Consider the following 26,585-nt stretch of genomic DNA (forward strand, 5'->3'; position numbering starts at 1 on the left):
GGTTACGGCATGTTGTCCAGACGTCATCGGCGATGCGCCGCCTCAGTCGGCCTCGGTGCGCCACTTGAGCGCGTTTTGGCAGATCTTGAGCCCGTTGGCCGCGTCGCTGGCCCACAGGTCGCTGCCCACGAAGCGGGCCATGCGTTCGTCCAGGCAGGTGCCGCCGATGATCACCGGCGGGGCAGGCTTGGGCAGTTGGTCGCGCAACAACTCCACGGCTTCTTTCAGGCTGGGCACGCTGGTGGTCAACACGCAGCTTATGCCGATCAGGTCGGGCTTGTGCTCGATGGCCTTTTCCAGGAACGTCTGGGGCGAGACGTCCACGCCCAGGTCGACGACCTCGAACTGGTGGCAGCTCAGCAACAGCGAAAAGAGGTTCTTGCCCAGGTCGTGGATGTCGCCCTGGATGGTGCCGATGATGATCTTGCCGCCGCCGCCGGTAGTGGCGCGTTGGCCCAGATGGGGGCTGAGCGCCTCCATGGCCGCGCGCATGATTTCGCCGGCCATGATCAGGGCGGCGATGAAATAGCGTCCGGTTTCGAACATTTCGCCCACCCGGCGCATGCCTTCCATGAAGCAGGTCAGCAGTTCGGTGGGATCGACGCCCTCGTCCAGCAGTCGTTTCAGTTCGGCCAGGCAGGCGTCCTCGTTGAGCTCGGCGATCTGGCCGACCAGGCGTTGCAGGCGCAGATCCTTGGCGCCGGCCGCGGGGTTTTGCGCTTGCTCAGTCATGCCACACCCCCACCCGGCTGACCAGGGGCATCTTTTCGTGGCTGACGATAAACCAGCCAAAGGCCGCCGGCCGGTCGTCGAAGTCGTGGAACAAGTGCTCGAGCTTGAACACGCTGCGGCCCGGCTCCATGCGCAGCAGCCTGGCCTCGCGCGGGCCGAGGATGGTGGGGATCAAGCGCAATTCGCCTTTTTTGAAGTTGGAGTAGCCTTCCTGGAAAATCAGCCCGGTGAGAACCACGGTGTCGAGCATGGCCTCGACGGTGGGCGAGGCTGGATCGAAGCTGGTGAAGGACACATGCAGGGTGAAGGGCTCGTCGCGGTGCATGATCACCCGCTCGACCAGAATAACCGGGTCGGAGTCCTTCAGGCCCAACAGGGTTTTTTCCAGGCCGGGCGTGCGCTTGACCGAGGCGTTGACGATGCGCACGGCCAGGTTTGCCTCGTCGGCCAGCACCTGGCCCAAGGCGTCCAGGCCGAAATAGCTGGCCGCCACGCCGATCTTGCGCACGAAGGTGCCGCTGCCCTGCACCCGCCGCACCAGGCCTTCTTCCTCCAGCACGGTGACGGCCTGGCGGGCGGTCATGGCGCTGACGCCGAAAGTCTTGGCCAGGGCCGATTCGGCCGGCAGCCTGTCGCCGGGGGCGTAAGCGCCGGTGGAAATCTTCTGGCGCAGGATGTTGGCCATCTGGGCGTAGGCGGGCAGGCTGGACGACTTGTCGATCTTGTGCTCGGCTATGGCTTGCGCTCCAGATTTATTTAGTAAATACGCCTGGTTATTCCGGGCTGCATTTTTGGGCATGACCATGGCGACCACTTGTGACTGAGTTGATTGCCGTTTTAAAAATATATTGCACGCCGTCGGATCGCGTCAACGGCCCTTGGCCCCCAACGCCGCCGGCCCGACGGCCTGTCTTGTCACAGACTATAACGCAAACGCACCCATTTTAAAACTGCTTGGTTATCAGCTCGTTAAGCCGGGCTGGTGAAAATACGCGCAAAAAATCGAACCATGTTCATTTTTCTGTGGCGCTCTTCTATAAGACTATAATAATATATAGGCAGGACGGCAACAGGAGAATGACTTGACCGACGATCGCCTCAAAATTGTCACTTGCAACGCCCTGGCCCACGTGATGCAGGCCCTGGCCGGGGAAGGGGCTTCGTGCACGGTCATGGATATCGCCCTGCATCTGAAGCCCGAGCGCCTGCGCGAAAAGCTTCAGGAGACCGTGGCCGAGTTGGAGGAGCCGGGCCTGACCATCGCCTTTGGTTATGGCCTGTGCGGCCGGGGGCTGGAGGGCGTTTGTTCGGCCAAGAGCACACTGGTGCTGCCCCGGGTCGACGACTGCGTGGGCGCGTTGCTGGGCTCGCGGGCCAGGCATCGGCGCATCCTGGCCGACAGGGCGGGCTGCTATTTCCTGGAGCCCCGCTGGCTCGACACCGAGCTCAACATCTTCGAGCAGATGAAAAAAGGCCTGGATCGCATCCCGCCCCAGCGGCGCAAGGGGCTGATCAAGGCGGCGCTGCACCACTACGACGCCCTGGTGCTGCTGGCCGGCCACGGCGACGAGGGCCAGGCCCGCCAGCGTTGCCAGGCCCTGGCCGAGGAATACGACTTGGAACTGATGCGGCGGCAAACCGATCTGGGGCTGTTGACGCGCCTGCTGCGCGGGCCGTGGAGCGAGGACGAGTTTGTCATCGCGCCGCCGGGCAGCCCGATACCGTTGTTCTAGATAAGATTTAAGAAAACAGGTGAAGACATGATAATTATTGGAGAAAAAATCAACGGCACGCGCAAGGCGGTGGCCCAGGCCATCCGCGAACGCGACGCGGCCTTCATCAAGGAACTGGCCCAGAGCCAGGCCCAGGCCGGCAGCCACTACCTGGATGTCAACGCCGGCACCTCGCCCGAGCGCGAGCCCGATGACATGGCTTGGCTGGTCGAGACCATCCAAGAGGCCTGTGAACTGCCCCTGTGCCTGGACAGCGCCAACCCCAAGGCCCTCAAGGCCGGCCTGGCCCTGGTGAACAAAACGCCCATCATCAACTCCGTCAGCGGCGAGCAACCGCGCATCGACGGCGTTTTGCCCCTGGCCCTGGAGCACAAGACCGGCCTGATCCTGCTGGCCCTCGACGACAAGGTGGGCATCCCGGCCACCAGCGAAGGCCGCCTGGAGATCGTCCACCGCCTGGTGGGCCTGGCCAAGGACGGCGGCCTGGCCGAGGATCAACTGCACGTCGACCCCCTGGTGACGGCCATCAGCACCGGCACCAACAACGGCCTGATCACCTTCGACGCCATCGCCAAGACCCGCCAGGCCTATCCGGCGGCCCACATCACCTGTGGGCTGAGCAACATCTCCTTTGGCATGCCCCTGCGGCCGCTGATCAACCAGACCTTTTTGGGCATGTGCATCATGCACGGGCTCGACAGCGCCATTGTCGACCCCAACGACCACCAGTTGCTGGGGGTGATGCTGGCCGCCGAGATGCTGGTGGGCAAGGACAAATTCTGCCAAAACTTCAGTCGGGCCTACCGGTCCGGCCGAATCGGCCCTAAAACCAATTAGCCAGTTAAGGAGGCCCATAAATGGCTGATTTGAAAGAACTTGTAAGTGCAGTCGTCGAGATGCGCGAGGACGAGGCCATGGCCTTGACCAAGAAGCTCCTGGCCGACGGAACGCCGCCCTTGGCGGTCTTCGACGCCTATCAGGCCGCCCTGGAGGAGATCGGCAAGCGCTTCGAGCAACAGCTTTACTTCATCCCCGAGCTGATCATGTCCGGCGAGATGATGAAGGCCGCTTCCGAGATCATCAAGCCCCTGTTGGCCGACCAGAGCGGCGGCCAGGGCAAGCAACGCCTGGGCAAGGTGGTCATCGCCACCGTCGAAGGCGACATCCACGACATCGGCAAGAATATCGTGGCCATGATGATGGACCTGGGCGGCCTGGAAGTGCGAGACTTGGGCGTGGATGTGCCCGCCGATCGCATCATCGCCGAGGCCAAGGATTTCGGGGCCGACATCATCGGCCTCAGCGGCCTGCTGACCCTGGCTTTCGATCCCATGAAGCAGGTGGTCGAAAAGCTCCAGGCCGAGGGCCTGCGCGACAAGATCAAGGTGATCATCGGCGGCGGCCAGATGGACGAGCAGGTGTGCAAGTACGTGGGCGCCGACGCCTTTGTCACCGACGCGGTGGCCGGCGTCAACTACTGCAAGGGCTGGCTGGCCTGACCGGCGACGCCAATGGCCGTCATCCCAAGGCCCGTGGATGACGCGCAATGCCCCGCTTATGGCAGAGAGGGAGAAAAACCATGACTGACGGTTGGGACAAGATGACCCCGGCGCAACGACAGGACGCCTTTTTGGCCCAATGGGCCAGCGGTGAAGGCGTGCCCTTTGTCGACGAAAAGGCCAAGGCCGGTTACCAGGCCCGCGCCAAACTGATGTGCGACGCCTTCCAGTTGGTGAAGTCGCCCCAGCGCGTGCCGATCGTGCCGCTGACCACCTTCGCGCCGACCATGCTGGCCGGCTATGGCGGCAAGCAGGCCATGTACGACCCCCACGCGGTGGGCAAGGCCTTTTTGGATTTCGCGCTGAAGTATGACGCCGACGCCGCTGGCGCCGCGCCCATGATCATGTACGGCCCCACCCTGGAGGCGCTGGGCTATCAACTCTACAAGTGGCCCGGCCACGGCGTGCCCGAGCACCTGTCGTACCAGTTTGTCGAAAAAGAATACATGAAGGCCGACGAGTACGACCATCTGATCACCGACCCCACCGACTTTTGGCTGCGTTCGTGGATCCCCAAGACCCACGCCGCCCTGGCCGCCCTGGCCGACATGGCCCCGATCTATGGCACGATGGAGCTGCCCATGAGTTCGTCGTGGCTGATCTCGCTGGGAACGCCGCCGGCCCAGGAGGCCCTCAAGGCCCTGATGGAGGCCAGCCGCCTGTGCTTCGAGTGGATCAATGCGCTTGGCCCCTATCTGGGCCAGATCATGGGCCACGGCTATCCGTTCTACGCCGGCGGCGCGACCAAGGCCCCCTTTGACGTGCTCAGCGACTCTTTCCGTGGCACCACGCCCCTGATGATGGACCTCTACCGCCGGCCGCAAAAGGTGCTGGAGGCCGTCGAACGCCTGGTGCGGCCGATGATCACCACCGGCGTCAGCGGCGCGGTGGCCAACAACAACCCCATGGTCTTCATCCCCCTGCACAAGGGGGCCGACGGCTTCATGTCCGACGAGCAGTTCCAGAAGTATTATTGGCCCACCCTCAAGGCCGTGATGTACGGCCTGGCCGAGCACGGTTGCGTGCCTTGCTGCTTCGTGGAGGGCGGCTACAACCAGCGTCTGGAGTATCTGGCCGAAACCTCCGACATCCGCTGCCTCTATCTGTTCGACCGCACCGACATGGCCAAGGCCCGCCAGATCCTGGGCGGCAAGGTCTGCATCGGCGGCGGCTTCTCGGTGTCGTTGCTCCTCACCGGCACGCCCGAGCAGGTCCGCGAGGAGACCAAGAAGCTGCTGGACGTGGCGGCCGGCGACGGTGGCTACATGCTCAGCATCGGCTGCGCCCTGGATGAGGCCAAGGATGCGACGATGAAGGCTTTTGTTGACGCGGGCATGGAGTTTGGCAAATATTGACGGCCGGCCGCGCCCGCGCGGGGCGGTCGTCCCTTGCGGTAGGCCATGGGCATGCTTTCCCGCGTGGGCGCGACGGGCAAAGGTTGACCTTGGCCTGGCGATAAGCCGGGTCAAGGGGGCTGGGCGTCGGTTGGCGATTCCGACCACCAGCCTGAACGCGGCAAGATCAACACGGGAGAGAGAGGGTTAGAGATGATCAACGCGATAAAGAAGATGGCCCTGGGCGTCGCCGCGGCGGCGCTGGTGCTGGCCGCCTCCGGCGCGGCCATGGCCTTTGGCCACTACACCCCCGGCGCGCTGGGCCTTGGCGCGGCCACCCTGCCGCCGCCGGGCTTTCACTACACCATCTACAACATTTTCTACAACGCCGACACCATGATCGACGACAACGGCAACGAGTCCAACGTCGGCCTGGACCTCAACGTCTTCGCCAGCGCCCATCAGTTCACCTACATGACCGACTACAAGTTCCTGGGCGCCGAGTTCGGCTTCGACATGATCGTGCCCCTGGTCTCGACCAACATCGAGATCCGCGCCGCCGGCGTCGACGACAGCCAGTTCGGCATTGGCGACCTCTACTTCGAGCCCTTCGTGCTGGCCTGGCGCAAGCCCCAATGGGACGTGGCCTTCGCCCTGGGCTTCTACGCCCCCACCGCCGACAGCGGCGGGTCGGCCTCGCCCGGCCTGGGCTACTGGTCGTTCATGGAGACCCTGGGCGCGACCTACTACTTTGACCAGGCCCGCACCTGGTCGGTCTCGCTGCTCACCCGCTGGCTGCAAAACACCGAATCCCGCGACAGCGACGTGACCCAGGGGGCCAACGTCGTGGCCGAGTACGGCGCGGGCAAGACCATTTCCCTCAGTCGGGATCTGCTGTTCCAGTTCGGCGTTTCGGGCTACACCAACCTGCAACTGACCGACAACAGCGGCACGACCAACGACGACGTCCGCGCCCGCTCCAACGCCGTGGGCCCGGAGATCCATTTCACGCTGCTCAAGCCGCTGGTGTTGCAGGCCTATCTGCGCTACCTGTTCGAGTATGGCACGGAGGCCACCAGCGAGGGCCAGACGTTGTGTCTGACCTTGATCGGCTCTTTCTAAAGGGCCGGCACGGCGCGCGGGGCCGCTTTGGCCTCGCGCCGCTCAGTTGAGAAAAAGCGGGGCGGGGAGGATTGTCCCTCCTTTGCCAACCAACCGGAATCTCTTCTCTCCGCCCCGCCATCCAGCCCCCCGGAGGATCGACTTGCCAGCCCAAACCAGCGCAACGGTTCACGTCTTGCCCGATGGCCCCACGATCATCGCGCCTCTGGGGGCCAAATTGTCCGACGTGCTTGTCGAGGCCGGCCTGAGCCTGGCCATGGACTGTGGCGGCAAGGGCCTGTGCGGCCGCTGCCTGGTCTGGGTGGAGGGCGCGGTCTCGGCCGTGGAGCCCGAGGAGGCCAAGCAGATCGACCCGGCGCTGTTGGCGCGGGGCCATCGCCTGGCCTGTCAGGCCAGGGTGGCCGGGGAGTTGAACGTGCGCCTGCCCGAGCCCGAGCGCCTGGACGCCAAGGCCTGGCGCATCGAGGGCGACGAGGACGGCCCGCCGGCCATGACCGAGCCGGCGCTGAACGGCATTGATCTGCATCTCCCGGCCCCCAGCCTGCAAGACCCGCGCTCCGACCAGCGCCGCCTGGAGGACGCGCTCGCCGCCGCCGGTCGGCCCGAGGCCCGCCTCGACGATCCACTGGCCGCCGGGCAGCTCTCGCGCCTGGCCCGCGAGGCGGGCTGGCGTCTGCGGGCGGTTTTGCGCGGTCGGCGCGTGGTGGGCGTGGGGCCGTGGGGTCAGCCGGCCCTGGGCCTGGCCGTGGACCTGGGCTCGACCAAGCTGGCGGCCTATCTCTGCGACATGGAAAACGGGGCCATCCTGGCGGCCAAGGGCATGCTCAACCCCCAGGCCAGCTTCGGGGCCGACGTGGTCACCCGCCTGCAACGGGCCATCGCCAAGCCCGACGACGGCCGGCGCTTGACGGCGATGATCCGCCAGGCCATCGACGATCTGGCCGGCGAGATGACCCGCCAGGCCGGCGTTGAACGCCAGCGCGTCATGGCCATGAGCCTGGTGGGCAATAGCGTCATGACTCATCTTTTCCTTGGCCTGCCCCTGGCCCAACTGGCCGCGCCGCCCTTCGTGGCCTGCCTGGATCAACCCCTGGATCTGCCGGCCGAACGTCTGGGCCTGCGCCTGGCCCCGGGGGCGCTCGTCCACCTGCCGCCGCTGGTGGGCGGCTTTGTCGGCTCCGACAACGTGGCCATGATCATGGGCGCGGGCCTGGACGGGGCCGAGCGCTGTCGGCTGGGCCTGGATATCGGCACCAACACCGAGGTGACCCTGAGCGTGCCCGGCCGCGACAAGCCGCTGCTCATCGCCTCGGCGCCCTCGGGCCCCACCTTCGAGGGCGCCCACCTCAGCGCGGGCATGCGGGCCATGGCCGGTGCCATCCATCGCGTTGGCGTCGAGGGCGGACGCTTGGCGGTCCAGACCATCGACGGCTCGCCGCCGGCCGGCGTCTGCGGCTCGGGCGTCATCGACGCCGTGGCCGAGCTCAACCGCCACGGCCTGATCAACAAGCTGGGCCACCTGGACCGCGGCCACCCGTTGGTGCGCGTCGACGGCACGGGCGCACGCTTCGTGCTGGCTGGGGCCGATCAGTCGGCCCACGGCGCGGAGGTGGCCATCAGCCAGGCCGATATCGGCCAGGTGCAACTGGCCAAGGCGGCCATCCGCGCGGCGGGGCAGACGCTTCTGGCCCTGGCCGGCCTGAGCGAAAGCGACCTGGAGGAGGTGGTGCTGGCCGGTTCCTTCGGCAGCAATTTCGGGGTGGAAAACGCCAAGGCCATGGGTTTGATCCCCGACGTGGCCGGCGCGGTCTATCGCCAGGTGGGCAACGCCGCCGGCGTGGGCGCGCGCTGGGCACTGCTGGACATGGCCGCCCGCCGCCGCGCCCTGGCCATCCCGGCCAAGGCCCAATACGTGGAGTTGACAGGCGAAAGCCGCTTCAACGGCCTGTTCGCCCGCAACTTGGCCTTTCCCGCCCTGGCCGACCGCTCAGTCCAGGCCCAGGCGCTTTAGTTTGTAGATCAACCCCCGCCGGGTGATGCCCAGGATATCGGCCGCCTTGGTGCGGTTGCCGCCGGTCTGGGCCAAGGCCAGGCGGATGGCCTCCACCTCGCTTTGCTCCAAGGTCTTGACGGCCGGCGGCGTGGCTGTTGCCGGCGGCGCTGGGCCGGGCGACGCGCTTGCCGCGCCCTGGCGCACGGCCGGGGGCAGGTGCTCGGGCAGGATCACGTCGGTCTGGCTGAGCAGGCCGGCTCGCTCCATGGCGTTGGCCAACTCGCGCACGTTGCCGGGCCAGTGGTGGGCTTGCAGGGCTTGGGCCGCCGCCCGCGAAAGGCGTTTGTCGCCGCCGGCCAAAAAACGTCGCGCCAGGGGCAGGATGTCCTCGGGCCGCTGGCGCAGGGGCGGCGCTTCGATGGCCACCACGTTGAGCCGATAATAGAGGTCTTGCCGAAAACGCCCCGCCGCCGCCTCGGCCTGGATGTCGTGGTTGGTGGCGGCGATCAGCCGAAAATCCGAGGCCAGCTCGCGGTCGCCGCCCACCGGCGTCACCCGGCCGGTCTCGATGGCCCGCAACAGGGCCGGCTGCAACTCCAGGGGCATGTCGCCGATTTCATCCAAAAACAGCGTGCCGCCGTCGGCCTCGCGAAAGCGGCCCAGCCGCCGGGCCGATGCGCCGGTGAAAGAGCCGCGTTCGTGGCCGAAAAGTTCGCTGGCCAGCAGGCCGGCCGGGATGGCCGCACAGTTGACGGCCACCAGGGGCTTGGCGGCGCGCGGGCTGTGGCGATGGATCAAGCGGGCCAGCACCTCCTTGCCCGCGCCGCTTTCACCGGTGATCAGCACGCTGGCCGTGCTGGCGGCGGCCTTCAGGGCCTGGGCCAGGGCCGCCCGCCAGGCCGGGGCCTGGGCCACCAGGCCGTGCAGGGCCTGGGGCGGCAGGTCGTCGTCGGCGGTTTGCTCGGCCGGGCCGACGACCTCGGCCACGGCGGCCAAGAGTTGGTCGCTGTCGACCGGCTTGGCCAGGTAATCCACCGCGCCCAGCTTGAGGGCGCGCACGGCCTGGCCCACCTCGGCATGGGCGGTTATCAGCAAAAATGGCAGGTCCGGGCGCTCGCGGCGGCCGCGGCGCAATAGCTCCAGGCCGTCCAGGCCGGGCAGGCGCACGTCGCAGAGCACCAGCTCCGGCCGTTTGGCTTCGATCATTTGCAGGGCCTGGAGGCCATCGGCGGCGGCGATGGTTTCGTAGCCGGCCCTGGACAGGGCCTGGGCGTAAAGCTGGCGATAGCCCGCCTCGTCATCGACGATCAGCACCAGTTTACTCACTGGCCCTCGCCTCGGCCCGGGGCCGGTTTGACGCCCTGGATCGTCACCGTCGCGCCCTGGCCCGGTTGCGATTCCATGGCCACGCTCCAGCCGTGCTCCTCGACAAAACGCTTGACAATGGCCAGGCCCAGGCCATGACCAGAGGCGTCACCAGATACATATGGCTTGAATATCTTTGGCAAAAGATCGGATGGCACGCCCGCGCCGCGATCCTTGACCATAAGCGTGGCCGTCTCGCCCTGGCGGACTAGGGCGACGCTTATCTCATCACCGGGCCGGGAGGCGCGCAGGCTGTTGAGCAACAGGTTGACCAGCACCTGGCGCAGCATCTCTTCGTCGGCCAGGATGGGCCAAGGCGGGCAGTCGATGCGCGTGACGACCCCGGCGGCCTCCAGGTCGGGCTTGATGAGCTGGGTGACTTTTTCGGCCAGGGCGGCCAAGTCGACCGGGGCGATGTTGGGTTGTCGTCGGCTGGCGAAGGTCATGAAGCCGCCCAAGCGGGCGCTGGCCTTGTCGGCCTCGTCGATGATGTCGATGAGCATCTGGCGGCTTTGAGCCGGCTGATCGGGCTGGTCGGCGATCTGCTGGGCCAGGCCCAGGATGATGCCCAGGGGGTTTTTGGTCTCATGGGCCAGGCCGGCGGCGGCCAGGCCAAGGTCTTCGAGGTGTTCGCGGCGGGCTCGTTCGGCCTTGAGCTGCTCGGCCAAAAGCGCCCCGCGAATGGCCATGACCCAGGCCGCCAGACTGGCTACGATGAAGCACAGGGCGATGGTTACGGTGATGAAAAGCGCCGTGATGGCGCGGGGATGGCCAGGGCGTTCCGGCGGCGGGCGAAAGCCCACCAGCAAGGTTTGGCCGGCCGGGTCGTGGCCGGGCAGATGAAGCCTGCGCCAGATCAACAGGCGGCCGTCGACGGTCATGTCGCCTTCAGGGGTGGGCAGATTTTGAGGGCGGGGGCCGCCGCCGGCGCTGAAAATCGCCTCGTCGCCTTGGCGCAGCTCGACAAAGCTGATGGGCGAGGCGCTGATGAAGCTTTTGAGCAGATTGTTGGCTTGCGTGCGGTTTTCCGGCTTGTATTCGGCCAGCGCCGCGAAAGCGCCGTCCATGGCGTCGACCAGGCCCATGACGCGCTGGTGGGCCAGGCGGTCAAAGGTCTGGTTGATGTCGCTCCAGCGGTGCCAGGCCCACAGAAAAAGGGCGCTGACCATCAGGATGGTGACGATGATTGGCGTGCGGTATGTCGTCAGTATGGCGGGCGTTTTCACGGATAAAGGCTCGTTGTCGGCCGGCTTCGTTCGCCGGCGCGGGGCCGGGGAGCGAATGCCTGGCCGTTGGGGGGCCGGTTATTCGGAGATGCCGATTTCCTTGGCCACTTCCAGCAGGTTGCGATCGGGTTGGTTGCCGCAGGCGTCGACGATGTTGTTGGAGAAATCGTCGATGGTCTGCCAACGAATGACCGTATCGCCCGAAACGCCGCTCAGGTAGCCGTCCAACCACAACAGGACCAGGCCGGCGGTCTCCTCGTCACTCTTGGCCAGGCCCATGATGAAGTCCTGGCAGGTGAGGGCCCCGAAGTCCACGTCGTCGACGTTTTGCTTTTGGGCCATTGCCGCCGAGGAAAAAATCGCCAACAGACTCAGACACATGACAAGCGCCACGATCTTTTTCATTGTTTTTCGCTTTCTTAAATTATGCGTAACGGTCAATTGGCAGGCGCTGTTCAAATAAAAACCGCACTCGATTCAATGTTCATCATGCCAGGCCCAAAGTCAATGCTTATCGCCGGCCGCCGCGCCTTGGCCCGCCCCCATAAAAAAACATTGTCATGATCAACAAAAGTATATGATAATAGCGGCGCGGCAAGTTAGTCACCCAAACGTCAGCGCGGTGGGCCGTGGCGGGCAATGTCGCCCGTCGCCGGGCGTGGCCGCGCGCGCAAAAAAGGGGGGATGAATGGCGGGCGAGTTTTACGCGCGGCCCAAGGACGGCGCGCCCGAGGATCAGTGGCAAACCATCGAGGAGCACCTGACCAACGTGGCCGAGGAGGCCGGGCGCATGGCCTTGGCCTTTGGCGCGGGGCCGTGGGGCCGGGCGGCGGGGCTGCTGCACGATCTGGGCAAATATTCCGAGGCCTTTCAACGGCGGCTGCGCGGCGGCCCAAAGGTCGATCACTCCACGGCCGGGGCCCGGCGGGCGCGGGCGCTGTTCGGCCCTGGCTGGGGCAAGCTGCTGGCCTACGCCATCGCCGGCCACCACGCCGGTTTGGCCAACGGCAATGATGGCTCGCCATCCGATTTGGTCAGCCGTTTGGGCGAAAGCCGTCGCAAACGCCAGATCGAACCATACGAGCGTTTCGACCCGCGCTTGCTGGCCGATTTGTCGCTGGTCGCGCCGCCGCTCAAGCGCGACGACGAGCGAAGCGGTTTTCAGGCGGCCTTTTTCGCGCGGATGATTTTTTCGTGCTTGGTCGACGCCGACCGCCTGGATTCCGAGCGCTTCACCAGCCCGGACAAGGCCGCCTGGCGCGACGGCTGGCCCGACGTCGATCAGCTATGGACCCGGTTGGAGGCCTTTTTGGCCGGGCTGCGGGCCAAGGCCGCGGCCTCGCCGCTCAACAAGCGCCGCAACGAGATCCTCGACGCTTGCCTGGCCGCCGCCGATCAGCCGCCGGGCCTGTTTTCGCTGACCGTGCCCACCGGCGGCGGCAAGACCTATTCGTCGCTGGCCTTCGCCCTGCGCCACGCCCACGGGCACGGCCTGCGCCGGGTCATTTACGTGATCCCCTACACCAGCATCATCGACCAGAACGCCAGCGTGATGCGCGACGCCCTGGGCGACGACGCCGTGTTGGAGCATCACTCCAGCCTGCCCGTCAACGACGACCAGAAAGACGACGGCGCGGCCTTCCGGCGCGGCGACCTGGCCGCCGAAAACTGGGACGCGCCGCTGGTGATCACCACCAACGTGCAGTTTTTCGAATCGCTGTTCGCCAACAAGCCGGGCAAGTGCCGCAAGTTGCACAACATCGCCGGCAGCGTGATCATCCTCGACGAGGCGCAGATGCTGCCCCGCGACCAACTGCGGCCTTGCCTGGCGGCCCTGCGCGAGCTGACGCTGAATTATGGTTGCAGCGTGGTGCTCTGCACGGCCACCCAGCCGGCCTTTGGCGACGCCGAGACCTTCGACTCCCTGGCCATGCGCCCGCGCGAGCTGGCCCCCGACCCGGAGCGGCTTTACGACGAGTTCCGGCGGGTGAGGGTGGTGTTGGAGGGCATGCTCTCCGCCGACGAACTGGCTGGCCGCCTGGCCGCCCACGATCAAGTCTTGTGCGTGGTCAACACCCGCCGCCACGCCCGCGACGTCTTTCGCCGGCTGGCCGCCGGGCGGCCCACGGGCCAGGTTTATCATTTGAGCACCCTGATGCACGCCACCCACCGCCGGGCCAAGCTGGAGGCGATCCGCGCCGATCTGGCCGCCGGACGGCCTTGCCTGGCAGTCAGCACCCAGCTGGTGGAGGCTGGCGTGGACGTGGACTTCCCCCACGTTTACCGGGCCATGGCCGGCCTGGATTCGCTGGCCCAGGCCGCCGGCCGCTGCAACCGCGAGGGCCGCCTGGCCGAGCTGGGCCTGCTGCACGTGTTTGATTGTGACAAACAAGAATATAAGCCGCCCCACAGCCTGATCGCGCCGATGGAGGAGGGCCGCGGGGTGCTGCGCCGTTGCGCGGCGGGCGACGACCTTTTGTCGTTGGCCAACATCGGCGACTATTTCGCGGGGCTGTATCACCGGCACAAAGACCGGCTAGACGTGGGTGATATCTTGGCCGAGTTGGCCCCAGGGGCAAAGAACGCCGACTTTCCCTTCGCCACCGTGGCCGATTTGTTCAAGTATTTCGACAGCCCCGGTCAGCCACTGTTGGTCTGCGACGAAAACCTGCGCCGGAGAATCGTTGACGGCCTGCGCCACGCGCCCAACCCCGGGCTTTTTCTGCGCCGGGCCCAGCCCTGGCTGGTGCAGATCTACGATCACGAGATCGGGCAACTGGAGCGCAAGGGCGCGGTTTCGCGGGTGGTGGAGGGCGGTCTGGCCGTGCTGGAAGAGCCAGCGCTCTACCGCGATGACGTGGGCCTGGATATCGACCTTGACGCGCCAGGCGATCCCAACAAGACATATTATTGAAACCCGTCCTGGTTTGATTCATTCAGCGAAAAAACGGGAGGATGCCTATGAGCAAGGGCGTGGCCCTGCGGGTGGGCGGCGATTACGCCTGCTTCACCCGGCCGGAAATGAAGGTCGAGAGGGTGTCGTATGAGGTGATGACGCCCTCGGCCGCCAGGGGGATCCTGGAGGCCATTCACTGGAAACCCAGCATCCGCTGGATAGTAGAGCGCATCCACGTGCTGCGCGACATTCGCTTCACCAACCTACGGCGCAACGAGCTGGGCTGCAAGATGAGCGTCTCCGGCGCGGCCATCAAGCGCGCCGTCTCGGAGGGCGAGGCCATGGGCGTTTTCATCGAGGAAGAGCGCCAGCAGCGCGCCGCGGCCATCCTCAGGGATGTGGAATACGTCATCGAGGCGCGTTTCGAATTCACCTCCGAGGCCGACAACAACGAAGGCAAGCACCTGGACATCTTCAATCGCCGCCTGGAAAAGGGTCAGTGCTTCCACCGGCCTTACCTGGGTTGCCGCGAGTTCGCCGCCTGGTTCGCCCCGCTGGATGGCGATATCCCACCCTCGCCCCTGCGCGGTGAAAAAGACCTGGGCCTGATGCTGTGGGACATCGATTTTGGCGGTCACGAGCCCATGCCGCGCTTTTTCCGCGCCGTGCTCAACGACGGTGTGCTGGCGGTCCCGCCGCCGGAGGCCATGGAGGGGCGGCCGTGATCCTGCAAGCGTTGCGAAAATATTATGAGCGCCTGACGCGCGACCCCCGCCGTGACGTGCCACTGCCCGGTTTTGGCCTGGCCAAGATCAGCTTCGCCCTGGTGCTGAGCGCCGATGGCGAGTTGGTCGACGTGCACGATCTGCGCGAGCAAAAGGGCAAAAAGCTCGCGCCCAGGCCCCTGCAAACGCCCCAGGCCGTCAAGCGCACCGTGGGCGTGGCCGCCAATTTCCTCTGGGACAACACCGGCTACGTGCTGGGCGTCGACGGCAAGGGCAAGCTGGAGCGCACGGCCCAGACCCACCAGGTCTTCAAGGCGCTTTGCCGCCAACTGCTGGCCGAACTGGACGACGCCGGCGCGCGGGCCGTGCTGGTCTTTCTGGAGCGCTGGCGGCCCACGCCCGAGCCCGCGCTGCCCGGCGATGCGTTGTGGAAGGATGTTTGCGACCAAAACCTGGTTTTTGTTCTGGATGGCCAACGGGGCTATATCCACGAAAGGCCGGCGATAAAGGAAGCCTGGTTGGCCCACTGCCTGAAAAACCCCGACGCCCTCGAAGGCCAATGCCTGGTCAGCGGCGAGATGGGCCCGCTGGCCCGGCTGCATCCGGCCATCAAGGGCGTCTGGGGCGCGCAAAGCTCGGGGGCCAATCTGGTTTCGTTCAACCTGGATGCTTTTGCCTCTTATGGCAAGAGCCAAAGCTACAACGCGCCGGTGGGCGAGGCCGCGACCTTTGCCTACACCACGGCCCTGAATAATCTGTTGGCCGAGGGTAGCAAGCAGCGCATCCAGATCGGCGACGCCTCCACGGTTTTTTGGAGCGAAAAGGCCTCGAAGCTGGAAGACACCTTGGGCTCGTTGTTTGGCGCCTCGCCCGAGAAGGCCGATGATGACGACCACGAAGCGGAAGACTCGTCACTGACCGATAATGTGGGCTTGTTCCTCAAAGCCGCCCGCGACGGCGTGCCCGACGACGCGCCCGAGGCCCGCAATCCATTCTATATATTGGGCCTATCGCCCAACGCCTCGCGGATTGCGGTGCGCTTTTGGCATGCCAGCAGCGTGGGGCAGATGGAACGGCGTCTGGGCGAATACCTCGACGATATAACCATCGTTCGTCAATACGATAATCAGCCCGAATATCCGCCGCTGTGGCTTTTGCTGCGCCAGACCGCCGTCCAGGGCAAGGCCGAAAACATCCCGGCCCAACTGGCCGGCGAGGTGGCGCGGGCCGTCTTCGAGGGCTCGGCCTTGCCGAGCAGCCTGCTGGCCGCGCTGATCGGCCGCGTCCGCGCCGACGGCGATATGGGCTACCTACGCGCGGCCCTGCTCAAGGCCTATTTTTGCCGCCGGCGGCGGCTGGACAAATCCCACGCCAACGATTCCCCGATCATGGAGGTCAAAGTGAGCTTGGACATCGAAAACAAGACTCCGGCCTATCTGTTGGGCCGGCTGTTCGCCGTGCTGGAAAAATTGCAGGCCGACGCCATTCCCGGCGTCAATTCGACCATTCGCGATCGCTACATGTCTTCGGCCTCCAGCGCGCCGCAGGCCACTTTTCCCCAGCTTTTGCGCTTGGCCCAGGCCCATATTAAAAAAAGCGACTGGGGTTGGAAGTATGACGAGCGCATCAAGGAAATACTAAACGACATCGATGCGTTTCCCAAGACGTTGAGCATGGAGCAACAGGGCTACTTCTTCCTGGGTTACTACCACCAAGTCGTTGACCTGTTTGCTAAAAAATCAAAAGAATCCGCCAGCCAAGATCAAGCCGGCCAACGGGACGAGGAGGAATAACATGAGCCAGGTTCTGGAAAATCGCTACGAGTTTGTCTATCTGTTCGACGTGGAAAACGGCAACCCCAACGGCGACCCCGACGCCGGCAACATGCCCCGCCTGGACCCCGAGACCAACCACGGCCTGGTCACCGACGTGTGCCTCAAGCGCAAGGTGCGCAATTACGTGCAGTTGGCCAAGGAAGAAGCCGCCGGCTTCAAGATCTACGTCAAGGAAAAAGCCCTGCTCAATCAGCTCCACGAGCTGGCCTATGTCAACAACCCCGACATCGAGCGGCCCGACAAAAAGAAGCTGCCCAAAAAGCAAGAGGAAGCCCAGAAAATCACCCGCTGGATGTGCGACAATTTTTACGATATCCGCACCTTTGGCGCGGTCATGAGCACCGAGATCAACGCCGGCCAGGTGCGCGGGCCGGTGCAGTTCAACTTCTCGCGCAGCGTCGAGCCCATCCTGCCCATGGAGATCAGCATCACCCGCATGGCCGTGACCAACGAGGCCGATCTGCAAAAAGAGCGCACCATGGGCCGCAAGCACATCGTGCCCTACGCCCTTTATCGCGGCGAAGGCTATGTCTCGGCCCCGCTGGCCCAGCAGACCGGCTTTGGCCCCGACGACCTGGAGCTTTTGTGGGAGGCGCTGTGCAACATGTTCGAGCACGACCGCTCGGCGGCCCGGGGCAAGATGAGCGCCCGGCGGCTCTATGTCTTCAAGCACGATTCGCGCTTGGGCAGCGCCCCGGCCCAGAAGCTCTTCGACCTGGTGCGCGTGGCGCGTAAAGACGCCGAGGCCAAAGCGCCGGCCCGGTCTTTCGGCGACTACCAGGTGAGCGTCGACCGCGCCGGCCTGCCCCAGGGCGTGACCGTGGAAGAGATGCTCTAGGGCCATGTGGGACGAAGCCGACCTCGTGCCGCTGAGCGCCTTGCAGCACTGGATCTATTGCCCGCGCCAATGCGGCTTGATCTACCTGGAGCGGGTCTGGGCCGAGAATCGCTTCACCGCCGAGGGCCGGCTGCTGCACGAAAAGGCCCACGAGGCCGGCTATGAAACGCGGGGACAGGTCCGCATCGCGCGCGGCCTGTCCCTGCGCTCCGAGGCCCACGGCCTGGTGGGCGTGGCCGATGTGGTGGAGTTTCATCGGGCTGACGGCCACTGGCTAGCCTTTCCGGTGGAGTACAAACGCGGCCGGAGTAAGGATCACGCCGCCGACCGCGCGCAGCTTTGCGCCCAGGCCCTGTGCCTGGAGGAAATGCTGGGCCAACATATCGCCGCTGGGGCGCTTTTTTACGGCCAAAGCCGTCGCCGGCAAGACGTGGATTTTGACGCGGCCCTGCGCGGCCAGACCATCGCCACCATCGCCCAGGTGCGGGCCATGCTGCGCCTGGGCCGCACGCCACCGCCGCCCAACGACAAGCGCTGCCCACAATGCTCGCTGCGCCAGGCCTGCCTGCCCGCCATCTGCGGCACGGGCCTGGGTTCGGCCGCCTGGCTGGCGCGCAAGATCAGCCGAGCCTTGGAGGAGCCATGAAGCACCTGCTGAACACGCTGTTTCTGACCCGTGACGACTTGCAATTGGTCAAGGACGGCCAGAGCCTTTTGGTCAAGCAGGGCAATGAAGTGCTCTTGCGCAAGCCCGTGCACATGCTGGGCGGGGTGATCAGCCTGGGCCGCTCGTACATAACGCCCCAGGCCATGGCCTTTTGCGCCGAAAACGATGTGGCCCTGAGCCTGCTTTCGCCCAACGGCCGTTTCCTGGCCCAGGTGCGCGGGCCGGTCTCGGGCAATGTCTTGCTGCGCCGGGCCCAGTTTCGCCTGGCCGACGACGACAAGGCGGCCAACAACATCGCCCAAGCAGTGGTGGCGGCCAAGCTGGTCAACTGCCGGGGATTGCTGCGGCGGGCGGCCCGCGATCAAACCCTGGAGGCCGACGCCGAGGCCCTGGCCCTGGCCGCCGATCGGCTGGCCCAGGTGCTGCGCCGGCTGGAGGGCGCGCAATCGCTGGAGGAGACGCGGGGCCTGGAAGGCGAGGGCGCGGCCGCCTATTTTGGCGTGTTTGGCCGGCTGATCAGCGCCCAGGGCGATGGCTTCGCCTTTAACGGGCGCAATCGCCGCCCGCCGCGTGACGCGGTCAACGCCTTGCTTTCGTTCGCCTATACGCTGCTGGCCCACGACATTTCCGGCGCGTGCCAGGCGGTTGGGTTGGATCCGCAAGTTGGCTTTCTGCACCGCGACCGCCCTGGCCGGCCCAGCCTGGCCCTGGATCTGATGGAGGAGATGCGGCCGATGATGGTCGATCGGCTGGTGCTGAACCTGATCAATCTGCGCCAGGTGCGGGCCAAGGGCTTTGCCATCGAGCCGGCGGGCGGCGTGCGCATGGATGACGACACGCGCAAGGGCCTGTTGGTGGCCTATCAAGAGCGCAAACAAAAAGAGATTCATCACCCGGTGTTGGACGAAAAAATCCCGTTGGGCCTGTTGCCGCACGTGCAGGCGATGTTGCTGGCGCGGCATATCCGGGGTGATCTGCCCGGTTATCCGGCGCATTTTCACAAGTTCTAGGAGCGGCCGATGATGATTTTGGTCTGCTACGACGTGGAGACGGTTTCGCCGGGCGGCCAGCGGCGTCTGCGGCGGGTGGCGCGGCATTGCATGAATTATGGCGAGCGCGTGCAAAATTCGGTGTTCGAGTGTCTGTTGGACCCGGCGCAGTGGGTGCGTTTCAAGGCCAAGCTGGAGGGTGAGGCGGACTTGCAGCGCGACAGTCTGCGCTACTATTTTTTGGGCGCCAACTGGCGACGGCGGGTGGAGCACGTGGGGGCCAAGCCGGTTTTGGACCCTGACGCGCCGCTGGTGCTTTAGCGCGAAGCGCAAGTGATGGGCAAAATGCCGGTGGGTTCGCGCATGGCTATTGAGCTGAAATCGTGGCTGTTTTGCGTTGCGCTGTTTTGCTGCGGCCGCTTTTTGCGTCTGAATGATGTCGGTTCGCGGTTTCGGCTTGATATGTTCATAAGTTTTAGTGTGTTATGATGGTGTATGTCGCCCCTCACGCAGGGGCGTGGATTGAAACGCCAGCCTGACGGCGGACCTGAAAGAGGTCCAGGGTCGCCCCTCACGCAGGGGCGTGGATTGAAACCCCGGACTGCGGCGCGTATCAGGTGATGACATTCGAGTCGCCCCTCACGCAGGGGCGTGGATTGAAACTCGAGCTCGATCTGCTTGAGCTTGGCCGTGTCGCCGGTCGCCCCTCACGCAGGGGCGTGGATTGAAACACCGCGGCTACGAGAAGGCCCCGCAGCAGCCGGGTCGCCCCTCACGCAGGGGCGTGGATTGAAACGGATACACTCTGCCGCCGGCGGCCGTGCCGGCGGGTCGCCCCTCACGCAGGGGCGTGGATTGAAACTTTGGTGCGCACTGCCTGGACGCCGCGGCATGCAGTCGCCCCTCACGCAGGGGCGTGGATTGAAACAATATCTGGTCCTCGCGGCGATCCGTGGCCCAGTGTCGCCCCTCACGCAGGGGCGTGGATTGAAACCCCCATCCTGCTCAGCAGATCGGCCACGATGGCGTCGCCCCTCACGCAGGGGCGTGGATTGAAACCGGGTCTCAATCGCTGCCATGCGCGCCGCCCAGGCGTCGCCCCTCACGCAGGGGCGTGGATTGAAACTGGAAGGTCGCCAGCCTTGGCGGCGGGCTTGAGGTCGCCCCTCACGCAGGGGCGTGGATTGAAACGCTGGCGTTGGCAAGGCCCTGATGGCCCATCCCTTGGTCGCCCCTCACGCAGGGGCGTGGATTGAAACCAGCGTCAACGCCGACACGTTGCCGGCGCTGCGGGTCGCCCCTCACGCAGGGGCGTGGATTGAAACGGTCCAGCAGATGTACAAATCAGTGTGTGCCGCGTCGCCCCTCACGCAGGGGCGTGGATTGAAACCGGTGACGGTGTAGCCCTCCTCCTCGGGCTGCAAGTCGCCCCTCACGCAGGGGCGTGGATTGAAACCCGCCTAACTGGTACTGGGCGGGACGGCCGATCAGGTCGCCCCTCACGCAGGGGCGTGGATTGAAACTGGTAGCCCCTGGCGGCCTTGACCCGACCGCCGGGTCGCCCCTCACGCAGGGGCGTGGATTGAAACTTTAGAGGGGAGCCTCCTGCTGTGAGATGTTACGGTCGCCCCTCACGCAGGGGCGTGGATTGAAACGATCAGGTGGCCCATAAGCTGAATGGAGACAAGTCGCCCCTCACGCAGGGGCGTGGATTGAAACGCCACGTCCGCCGAGGCCGGGCCCAGCAGGCTCGGTCGCCCCTCACGCAGGGGCGTGGATTGAAACGGAGCCCGCGCCCTTGCGGCGCGCGCATAAAAGCCGGTCGCCCCTCACGCAGGGGCGTGGATTGAAACCCAACTGATCGGCCGCCGACCGCGCGACAAACGCGTCGCCCCTCACGCAGGGGCGTGGATTGAAACTCTTCATGCGCTGGCCTCCTTCACAAGCCGGTATGTCGCCCCTCACGCAGGGGCGTGGATTGAAACACGAGTTGTGCCACCTCATGCCCGACGAGGGTGGGTCGCCCCTCACGCAGGGGCGTGGATTGAAACGAAGATGGTGCAGCCGCTTAAGCTGGTGGACGCGTCGCCCCTCACGCAGGGGCGTGGATTGAAACTTGGCGGTGGTTGAGGCCGCCGCGTGGCGGCAGTCGCCCCTCACGCAGGGGCGTGGATTGAAACGGCATCATGCCAGAGGCGGCCAGCACTTCGGACAGTCGCCCCTCACGCAGGGGCGTGGATTGAAACGACGCCTGGGTCAAGATGACCACCGATTACATCCAGTCGCCCCTCACGCAGGGGCGTGGATTGAAACCTTCATGGTCGTCACCAGCTCTTGCATGGTGGCGTCGCCCCTCACGCAGGGGCGTGGATTGAAACGCGTTTGGGGTGTCGCTTGATCGACTTTGAAAACGTCGCCCCTCACGCAGGGGCGTGGATTGAAACTGATCGATCGGGTCGTGTACCCACAAATGCTTAAGTCGCCCCTCACGCAGGGGCGTGGATTGAAACGGCGGGACGGGGTCGTCTGGCTCTGGCCTCAATGTCGCCCCTCACGCAGGGGCGTGGATTGAAACGATGGTAAGCCCTATGACGACGACTTCGCGGCCGGTCGCCCCTCACGCAGGGGCGTGGATTGAAACTCGTGTATACAATGCGCCAATTGGTGGCGGCCTCGTCGCCCCTCACGCAGGGGCGTGGATTGAAACACAACAAGACCAAGAACTATCACAACACCAACGGGTCGCCCCTCACGCAGGGGCGTGGATTGAAACGAGACAGCATTTCCGCTGTCGCACATGCAAGACCCGTCGCCCCTCACGCAGGGGCGTGGATTGAAACGGCCACGTTCGCCGACGCCCAAGCGGTCGGGTCGTCGCCCCTCACGCAGGGGCGTGGATTGAAACTGCAGTTCGTTCTGGATCAGATACGCCGGGTTGAGTCGCCCCTCACGCAGGGGCGTGGATTGAAACGGGTGCACCCCGACACCATGCGGGAGTGGCTGCGGTCGCCCCTCACGCAGGGGCGTGGATTGAAACTGCGCGAGATTCACGACAGCCTGGACATGACCCCGTCGCCCCTCACGCAGGGGCGTGGATTGAAACCGATTAATCGTAATTATTGGTTGACTTATTGCGGTGTCGCCCCTCACGCAGGGGCGTGGATTGAAACGCTGGAAGACCCCAATTCGTGGGGCCGGCCCAGTCGCCCCTCACGCAGGGGCGTGGATTGAAACCCCACGGCCCAACACAGATTGGCGGCCAGGACGGGTCGCCCCTCACGCAGGGGCGTGGATTGAAACCGCTCCTTCCCGCCCGCCAGGACGGCGGGCGCTGGGTCGCCCCTCACGCAGGGGCGTGGATTGAAACGTAGTATTTTGTTGACACGTGATTACTGCTATGTGTCGCCCCTCACGCAGGGGCGTGGATTGAAACCGCGGCGGGGGCGGCGGCCAGCTTGGCGCTGGAAAGTCGCCCCTCACGCAGGGGCGTGGATTGAAACTCGGCGCGGGTTGGCGGCGGCGTGGGCTGGGCGGGTCGCCCCTCACGCAGGGGCGTGGATTGAAACATCAGCCGGGCGCTCAATCCGGCGCGCTTGCCCGTCGCCCCTCACGCAGGGGCGTGGATTGAAACATGTGGGAGTCGATCGATCGCGGCACCCTATGCGGGTCGCCCCTCACGCAGGGGCGTGGATTGAAACGCATTGAAAAGCGGCGGGGCCAGCCAAAGCTGACCGTCGCCCCTCACGCAGGGGCGTGGATTGAAACGGTTCCAATCGTATCTATTGAGTGTGTTGGTGTAGTCGCCCCTCACGCAGGGGCGTGGATTGAAACCAACGTGAGCAAGGCGGCCGCCGTCAACAACACCGGTCGCCCCTCACGCAGGGGCGTGGATTGAAACTGGTCTGGCCGGCTGCGCCGTCACCGCCGCGCCGAGTCGCCCCTCACGCAGGGGCGTGGATTGAAACGCGTTGACCTCCGTTCACCGATCGTGCGTTAATAGGTCGCCCCTCACGCAGGGGCGTGGATTGAAACTCGATTTAGGCCAACGCTCGTGGCCACCGTCTTGGTCGCCCCTCACGCAGGGGCGTGGATTGAAACTAGGCCCAATGGAGATGACTGGATGAAGATCAAGTCGCCCCTCACGCAGGGGCGTGGATTGAAACCCACGAACACACGCTTGGGGGTTTTGATCTTCGCGTCGCCCCTCACGCAGGGGCGTGGATTGAAACAAGATATAAATCAAGCACTTAGAGATAAATATGGAGTCGCCCCTCACGCAGGGGCGTGGATTGAAACAGGCGCTGACGTCGGCCCGCCGCATGGATATCTGGTCGCCCCTCACGCAGGGGCGTGGATTGAAACGGCTACTTCCAGCAGAACCTTCAGAAGATCACCAGTCGCCCCTCACGCAGGGGCGTGGATTGAAACTGTTCCTCCGTTTTCGCCCCCAGCAGGGGGGCGAGTCGCCCCTCACGCAGGGGCGTGGATTGAAACGAGGAACTGGCCAGCGCATCAAAAATCAGCCTCAGTCGCCCCTCACGCAGGGGCGTGGATTGAAACCAACCCTCCAGCCGCGCGAGCAGCCGCGCGATGGGTCGCCCCTCACGCAGGGGCGTGGATTGAAACGTTGCTCCATCAGGTGACGGTGTAAAAGTTTAGTGTCGCCCCTCACGCAGGGGCGTGGATTGAAACTTTTCAGGTTCGCGGCGGCATAGGCGTCCACCGCGTCGCCCCTCACGCAGGGGCGTGGATTGAAACCGCGGCCCGGGTGAAGATGGGGAAGTCGCGCACCGTCGCCCCTCACGCAGGGGCGTGGATTGAAACTGTGGCTTGCCTCATCGGCGCTGGGGGTGCCACCCGTCGCCCCTCACGCAGGGGCGTGGATTGAAACCGCCCCCTGCAAAACACCAAGCAGGGACGTGCCAGTCGCCCCTCACGCAGGGGCGTGGATTGAAACTTTGTTCGTGCGGCGAAGGCCTCTGCCAGCAGAGGTCGCCCCTCACGCAGGGGCGTGGATTGAAACTTCAAGTGGGTGTTGGTGAGCCGCGAGGAGTTCGGTCGCCCCTCACGCAGGGGCGTGGATTGAAACGCCTACCCGCCAGCCGGCGTCGGTCAGGTGCTCCGTCGCCCCTCACGCAGGGGCGTGGATTGAAACTCGTTGCCGGCGAAGGTGTCGCTGGCGCGGCGTTGGTCGCCCCTCACGCAGGGGCGTGGATTGAAACTGTTCCGCCATGCGGCCGAAAAATGCCCAAAAAGTCGCCCCTCACGCAGGGGCGTGGATTGAAACATATTTCAGATTATGGGGAAAATGAAAATGAATAAGTCGCCCCTCACGCAGGGGCGTGGATTGAAACAAGAGAAGATGAAGATGAAGATGAAGAAGGGGGCGTCGCCCCTCACGCAGGGGCGTGGATTGAAACGGTTCCGGACGGTGTTCCGCGCAGGCCGGTCATGGTCGCCCCCTCACGCAGGGGCGTGGATTGAAACGCAGCATCTTTCATCACGTCATTCAAAGACGCCAAGTCGCCCCTCACGCAGGGGCGTGGATTGAAACACCTGTATTCGGCCGCCGATTCCGCAACCGAAGTTAGTCGCCCCTCACGCAGGGGCGTGGATTGAAACACCCTTATCCTTTGATTGAACATCAATGTAAATAGGTCGCCCCTCACGCAGGGGCGTGGATTGAAACGTTTTGACCTCCTATACATCCGGCAGTCGTGTTCGTGTCGCCCCTCACGCAGGGGCGTGGATTGAAACCAAGAGGCGGTGAAAGACCTGCGTGTAGCCATCGGGTCGCCCCTCACGCAGGGGCGTGGATTGAAACTCCCAGCATTCGCCGGAGCAAACCCACGTGCCGTCGTCGCCCCTCACGCAGGGGCGTGGATTGAAACGCTGAAAGGCCAGCAGCATGCCGCCCGTGCGCTCGGTCGCCCCTCACGCAGGGGCGTGGATTGAAACTTGACGGCATGGCCATCTACAACGCCCTGAAGTGTCGCCCCTCACGCAGGGGCGTGGATTGAAACCTGCCTGGGCCGTGGCGCTCTGCTGCAGCATGGGTCGCCCCTCACGCAGGGGCGTGGATTGAAACGTCTCATTGCTAGAGATATCGCCCCAGAATTGCCGTCGCCCCTCACGCAGGGGCGTGGATTGAAACGGTTACCCTGGCTGTGGCCACCATGCTATCAACGTCGCCCCTCACGCAGGGGCGTGGATTGAAACTACAGTACTAGTCCATATCCTTCTACTTTGCTTATGTCGCCCCTCACGCAGGGGCGTGGATTGAAACTCCCGGAGTCGGCAAAATGGTCAGAACGGGATGTCGTCGCCCCTCACGCAGGGGCGTGGATTGAAACCATCGCAAATGGCTTGACTATGGAAGTAATCGCGGGTCGCCCCTCACGCAGGGGCGTGGATTGAAACGCCACACGTACCAGCACCGGATTCGGTGTTGGGCGTCGCCCCTCACGCAGGGGCGTGGATTGAAACTTGATCGTTGACCGCCGTGTCCAGCGCGGCTTGCGTCGCCCCTCACGCAGGGGCGTGGATTGAAACTTCCTGTTCAGCCTCTGCCTCTGTCACCTCGGCAGTCGCCCCTCACGCAGGGGCGTGGATTGAAACTGGCGTTGGCGGCCACAATGCGCAGGTTGTCCGGTCGCCCCTCACGCAGGGGCGTGGATTGAAACGTGACCACCAGCACCTGTTCCATTTTCTCTCTCCCGTCGCCCCTCACGCAGGGGCGTGGATTGAAACTGGCCCCATTTAACTACGGCCCCAACTGGGGCCATGTCGCCCCTCACGCAGGGGCGTGGATTGAAACGGCAGGTCAGGGTCAGCATCGCCTGGCCCGGATAGTCGCCCCTCACGCAGGGGCGTGGATTGAAACCGTCATGCCGTGGCATGACGGGGATAATTATTTGGTCGCCCCTCACGCAGGGGCGTGGATTGAAACCGCCGTGACAACGCGGCTTACTTCCGCGATGGCGTCGCCCCTCACGCAGGGGCGTGGATTGAAACCGCGGCGGGGGCGGCGGCCAGCTTGGCGCTGGAAAAGTCGCCCCTCACGCAGGGGCGTGGATTGAAACCTAATTAAATTCAATTTATTGATAAACTTAATTGTCGCCCCTCACGCAGGGGCGTGGATTGAAACGATCTTGATTGTGTATTATATGGCCACCTACGCACGTCGCCCCTCACGCAGGGGCGTGGATTGAAACGGAAAATCGCTTGCGGTTGGCGCGTCAGGATACAGTCGCCCCTCACGCAGGGGCGTGGATTGAAACGGGCTCGCACTTTTTGGCATGGCCATGAGCCAACCGGTCGCCCCTCACGCAGGGGCGTGGATTGAAACCACCACGACTGGCGCAGTACGTCGAGCATGCCGGGTCGCCCCTCACGCAGGGGCGTGGATTGAAACATATCGGGACTATCCCGCATTCCACGGCCGCCTCCAGTCGCCCCTCACGCAGGGGCGTGGATTGAAACGTCGAGTTCCTTGCCGGCCAGCACATCGCCCGCGTGTCGCCCCTCACGCAGGGGCGTGGATTGAAACTTCAGTTCTCGCGTCTTCAGCG

18 protein-coding genes and 1 CRISPR repeat array (1 of these 19 running past the window's edge) are annotated in these 26,585 nt (G+C 64.7%); of the genes, 13 read left to right on the forward strand and 5 right to left on the reverse strand.

Annotated elements, in window-relative coordinates; genetic code table 11:
- Window positions 1-42 precede the first annotated feature (42 nt).
- Window positions 43-732, reverse strand: coding sequence for a cobalamin B12-binding domain-containing protein (locus DEBA_RS08240; RefSeq protein ID WP_013258467.1), 690 nt, complete (start codon window positions 730-732; stop codon window positions 43-45).
- On the reverse strand, window positions 725-1,531 hold the full coding sequence (locus DEBA_RS08245) for a GntR family transcriptional regulator (protein WP_148227821.1): 807 nt from the start codon (window positions 1,529-1,531) through the stop codon (window positions 725-727). Before DEBA_RS08245 ends, DEBA_RS08240 begins: the two co-directional genes overlap by 8 nt.
- Before the next feature lie 283 nt (window positions 1,532-1,814).
- On the opposite strand from DEBA_RS08245, the gene DEBA_RS08250 reads away from it, so the two are divergent.
- The 6 genes from DEBA_RS08250 (at window position 1,815) to DEBA_RS08275 (ending at window position 8,491) form a co-directional block, all read left to right on the forward strand.
- Window positions 1,815-2,465 carry a DUF1638 domain-containing protein gene (locus DEBA_RS08250; RefSeq protein ID WP_013258469.1) on the forward strand — a complete coding sequence of 217 codons (651 nt, stop codon included), beginning with the start codon at window positions 1,815-1,817 and terminating at the stop codon, window positions 2,463-2,465.
- Between the two features lie 27 nt (window positions 2,466-2,492).
- A complete protein-coding gene (locus tag DEBA_RS08255; protein WP_013258470.1) occupies window positions 2,493-3,302 on the forward strand; it encodes a dihydropteroate synthase in 810 nt (269 codons plus the stop codon).
- Window positions 3,303-3,322: 20 nt separating this feature from the next.
- Window positions 3,323-3,964 carry a cobalamin B12-binding domain-containing protein gene (locus DEBA_RS08260; protein ID WP_013258471.1) on the forward strand — a complete coding sequence of 214 codons (642 nt, stop codon included), beginning with the start codon at window positions 3,323-3,325 and terminating at the stop codon, window positions 3,962-3,964.
- An 80-nt stretch (window positions 3,965-4,044) separates the two neighbouring features.
- Window positions 4,045-5,379, forward strand: a complete 1,335-nt coding sequence (locus DEBA_RS08265; protein ID WP_013258472.1) for a uroporphyrinogen decarboxylase family protein — start codon at window positions 4,045-4,047, stop codon at window positions 5,377-5,379.
- Window positions 5,380-5,571: 192 nt separating this feature from the next.
- On the forward strand, window positions 5,572-6,480 hold the full coding sequence (locus tag DEBA_RS08270; RefSeq protein ID WP_013258473.1) for a SphA family protein: 909 nt from the start codon (window positions 5,572-5,574) through the stop codon (window positions 6,478-6,480).
- Window positions 6,481-6,622: 142 nt separating this feature from the next.
- Complete coding sequence (locus DEBA_RS08275; protein WP_013258474.1) at window positions 6,623-8,491, forward strand: ASKHA domain-containing protein; 1,869 nt, start codon at window positions 6,623-6,625, stop codon at window positions 8,489-8,491.
- On the opposite strand, the gene DEBA_RS08280 is transcribed toward DEBA_RS08275, so the two are convergent.
- From DEBA_RS08280 to DEBA_RS08290, 3 genes are all read right to left on the reverse strand, one after another.
- Window positions 8,468-9,799: a sigma-54-dependent transcriptional regulator gene (locus DEBA_RS08280; RefSeq protein WP_013258475.1), complete on the reverse strand. Its 1,332-nt coding sequence runs from the start codon at window positions 9,797-9,799 to the stop codon at window positions 8,468-8,470. The genes DEBA_RS08275 and DEBA_RS08280 overlap by 24 nt on opposite strands.
- Window positions 9,796-11,064 carry an ATP-binding protein gene (locus DEBA_RS08285; protein ID WP_013258476.1) on the reverse strand — a complete coding sequence of 423 codons (1,269 nt, stop codon included), beginning with the start codon at window positions 11,062-11,064 and terminating at the stop codon, window positions 9,796-9,798. Before DEBA_RS08285 ends, DEBA_RS08280 begins: the two co-directional genes overlap by 4 nt.
- A gap of 78 nt (window positions 11,065-11,142) precedes the next feature.
- On the reverse strand, window positions 11,143-11,469 hold the full coding sequence (locus DEBA_RS08290; protein ID WP_013258477.1) for an HdeA family protein: 327 nt from the start codon (window positions 11,467-11,469) through the stop codon (window positions 11,143-11,145).
- 283 nt (window positions 11,470-11,752) lie between these two features.
- On the opposite strand from DEBA_RS08290, the gene DEBA_RS08295 reads away from it, so the two are divergent.
- From DEBA_RS08295 to cas2, 7 genes are read left to right on the forward strand one after another with little or no spacing between them, the layout of a single operon-like run.
- A complete protein-coding gene (locus DEBA_RS08295) occupies window positions 11,753-13,978 on the forward strand; it encodes a CRISPR-associated helicase/endonuclease Cas3 (RefSeq protein ID WP_013258478.1) in 2,226 nt (741 codons plus the stop codon).
- A gap of 47 nt (window positions 13,979-14,025) precedes the next feature.
- Window positions 14,026-14,685, forward strand: coding sequence for a type I-C CRISPR-associated protein Cas5c (gene cas5c, locus DEBA_RS08300; RefSeq protein WP_013258479.1), 660 nt, complete (start codon window positions 14,026-14,028; stop codon window positions 14,683-14,685).
- Window positions 14,682-16,478: a type I-C CRISPR-associated protein Cas8c/Csd1 gene (gene cas8c, locus DEBA_RS08305; protein WP_013258480.1), complete on the forward strand. Its 1,797-nt coding sequence runs from the start codon at window positions 14,682-14,684 to the stop codon at window positions 16,476-16,478. The genes cas5c and cas8c overlap by 4 nt, the downstream gene beginning before the upstream one ends.
- 1 nt (window position 16,479) lies before the next feature.
- Window positions 16,480-17,358 carry a type I-C CRISPR-associated protein Cas7/Csd2 gene (gene cas7c, locus DEBA_RS08310; protein ID WP_013258481.1) on the forward strand — a complete coding sequence of 293 codons (879 nt, stop codon included), beginning with the start codon at window positions 16,480-16,482 and terminating at the stop codon, window positions 17,356-17,358.
- A gap of 4 nt (window positions 17,359-17,362) precedes the next feature.
- Window positions 17,363-18,004: a CRISPR-associated protein Cas4 gene (cas4, locus tag DEBA_RS08315; RefSeq protein WP_013258482.1), complete on the forward strand. Its 642-nt coding sequence runs from the start codon at window positions 17,363-17,365 to the stop codon at window positions 18,002-18,004.
- Window positions 18,001-19,035 carry a type I-C CRISPR-associated endonuclease Cas1c gene (cas1c, locus tag DEBA_RS08320; RefSeq protein ID WP_013258483.1) on the forward strand — a complete coding sequence of 345 codons (1,035 nt, stop codon included), beginning with the start codon at window positions 18,001-18,003 and terminating at the stop codon, window positions 19,033-19,035. The genes cas4 and cas1c overlap by 4 nt, the downstream gene beginning before the upstream one ends.
- Window positions 19,036-19,044: 9 nt before the next feature.
- A complete protein-coding gene (gene cas2 / locus DEBA_RS08325) occupies window positions 19,045-19,335 on the forward strand; it encodes a CRISPR-associated endonuclease Cas2 (protein WP_013258484.1) in 291 nt (96 codons plus the stop codon).
- A 176-nt stretch (window positions 19,336-19,511) separates the two neighbouring features.
- Window positions 19,512-26,585: a CRISPR direct-repeat array (repeat unit 32 nt; unit sequence GTCGCCCCTCACGCAGGGGCGTGGATTGAAAC) (it continues 14,074 nt past the right edge of the window).

The sequence above is a fragment of the Desulfarculus baarsii DSM 2075 genome (assembly GCF_000143965.1).
Lineage (GTDB): Bacteria > Desulfobacterota > Desulfarculia > Desulfarculales > Desulfarculaceae > Desulfarculus > Desulfarculus baarsii.

Bases quoted from the DNA above. Each gene is read 5' to 3' on its own strand.
- cas4 (WP_013258482.1), top strand. From the start codon at position 17,363: ATGTGGGACGAAGCCGACCTCGTGCCGCTGAGCGCCTTGCAGCACTGG.
- DEBA_RS08290 (WP_013258477.1), bottom strand. From the start codon at position 11,469: ATGAAAAAGATCGTGGCGCTTGTCATGTGTCTGAGTCTGTTGGCGATT.
- cas1c (WP_013258483.1), top strand. From the start codon at position 18,001: ATGAAGCACCTGCTGAACACGCTGTTTCTGACCCGTGACGACTTGCAA.
- DEBA_RS08260 (WP_013258471.1), top strand. From the start codon at position 3,323: ATGGCTGATTTGAAAGAACTTGTAAGTGCAGTCGTCGAGATGCGCGAG.
- DEBA_RS08255 (WP_013258470.1), top strand. From the start codon at position 2,493: ATGATAATTATTGGAGAAAAAATCAACGGCACGCGCAAGGCGGTGGCC.
- cas5c (WP_013258479.1), top strand. From the start codon at position 14,026: ATGAGCAAGGGCGTGGCCCTGCGGGTGGGCGGCGATTACGCCTGCTTC.
- cas7c (WP_013258481.1), top strand. From the start codon at position 16,480: ATGAGCCAGGTTCTGGAAAATCGCTACGAGTTTGTCTATCTGTTCGAC.
- cas2 (WP_013258484.1), top strand. From the start codon at position 19,045: ATGATGATTTTGGTCTGCTACGACGTGGAGACGGTTTCGCCGGGCGGC.
- DEBA_RS08265 (WP_013258472.1), top strand. From the start codon at position 4,045: ATGACTGACGGTTGGGACAAGATGACCCCGGCGCAACGACAGGACGCC.
- DEBA_RS08270 (WP_013258473.1), top strand. From the start codon at position 5,572: ATGATCAACGCGATAAAGAAGATGGCCCTGGGCGTCGCCGCGGCGGCG.
- DEBA_RS08245 (WP_148227821.1), bottom strand. From the start codon at position 1,531: ATGCCCAAAAATGCAGCCCGGAATAACCAGGCGTATTTACTAAATAAA.
- DEBA_RS08240 (WP_013258467.1), bottom strand. From the start codon at position 732: ATGACTGAGCAAGCGCAAAACCCCGCGGCCGGCGCCAAGGATCTGCGC.
- DEBA_RS08295 (WP_013258478.1), top strand. From the start codon at position 11,753: ATGGCGGGCGAGTTTTACGCGCGGCCCAAGGACGGCGCGCCCGAGGAT.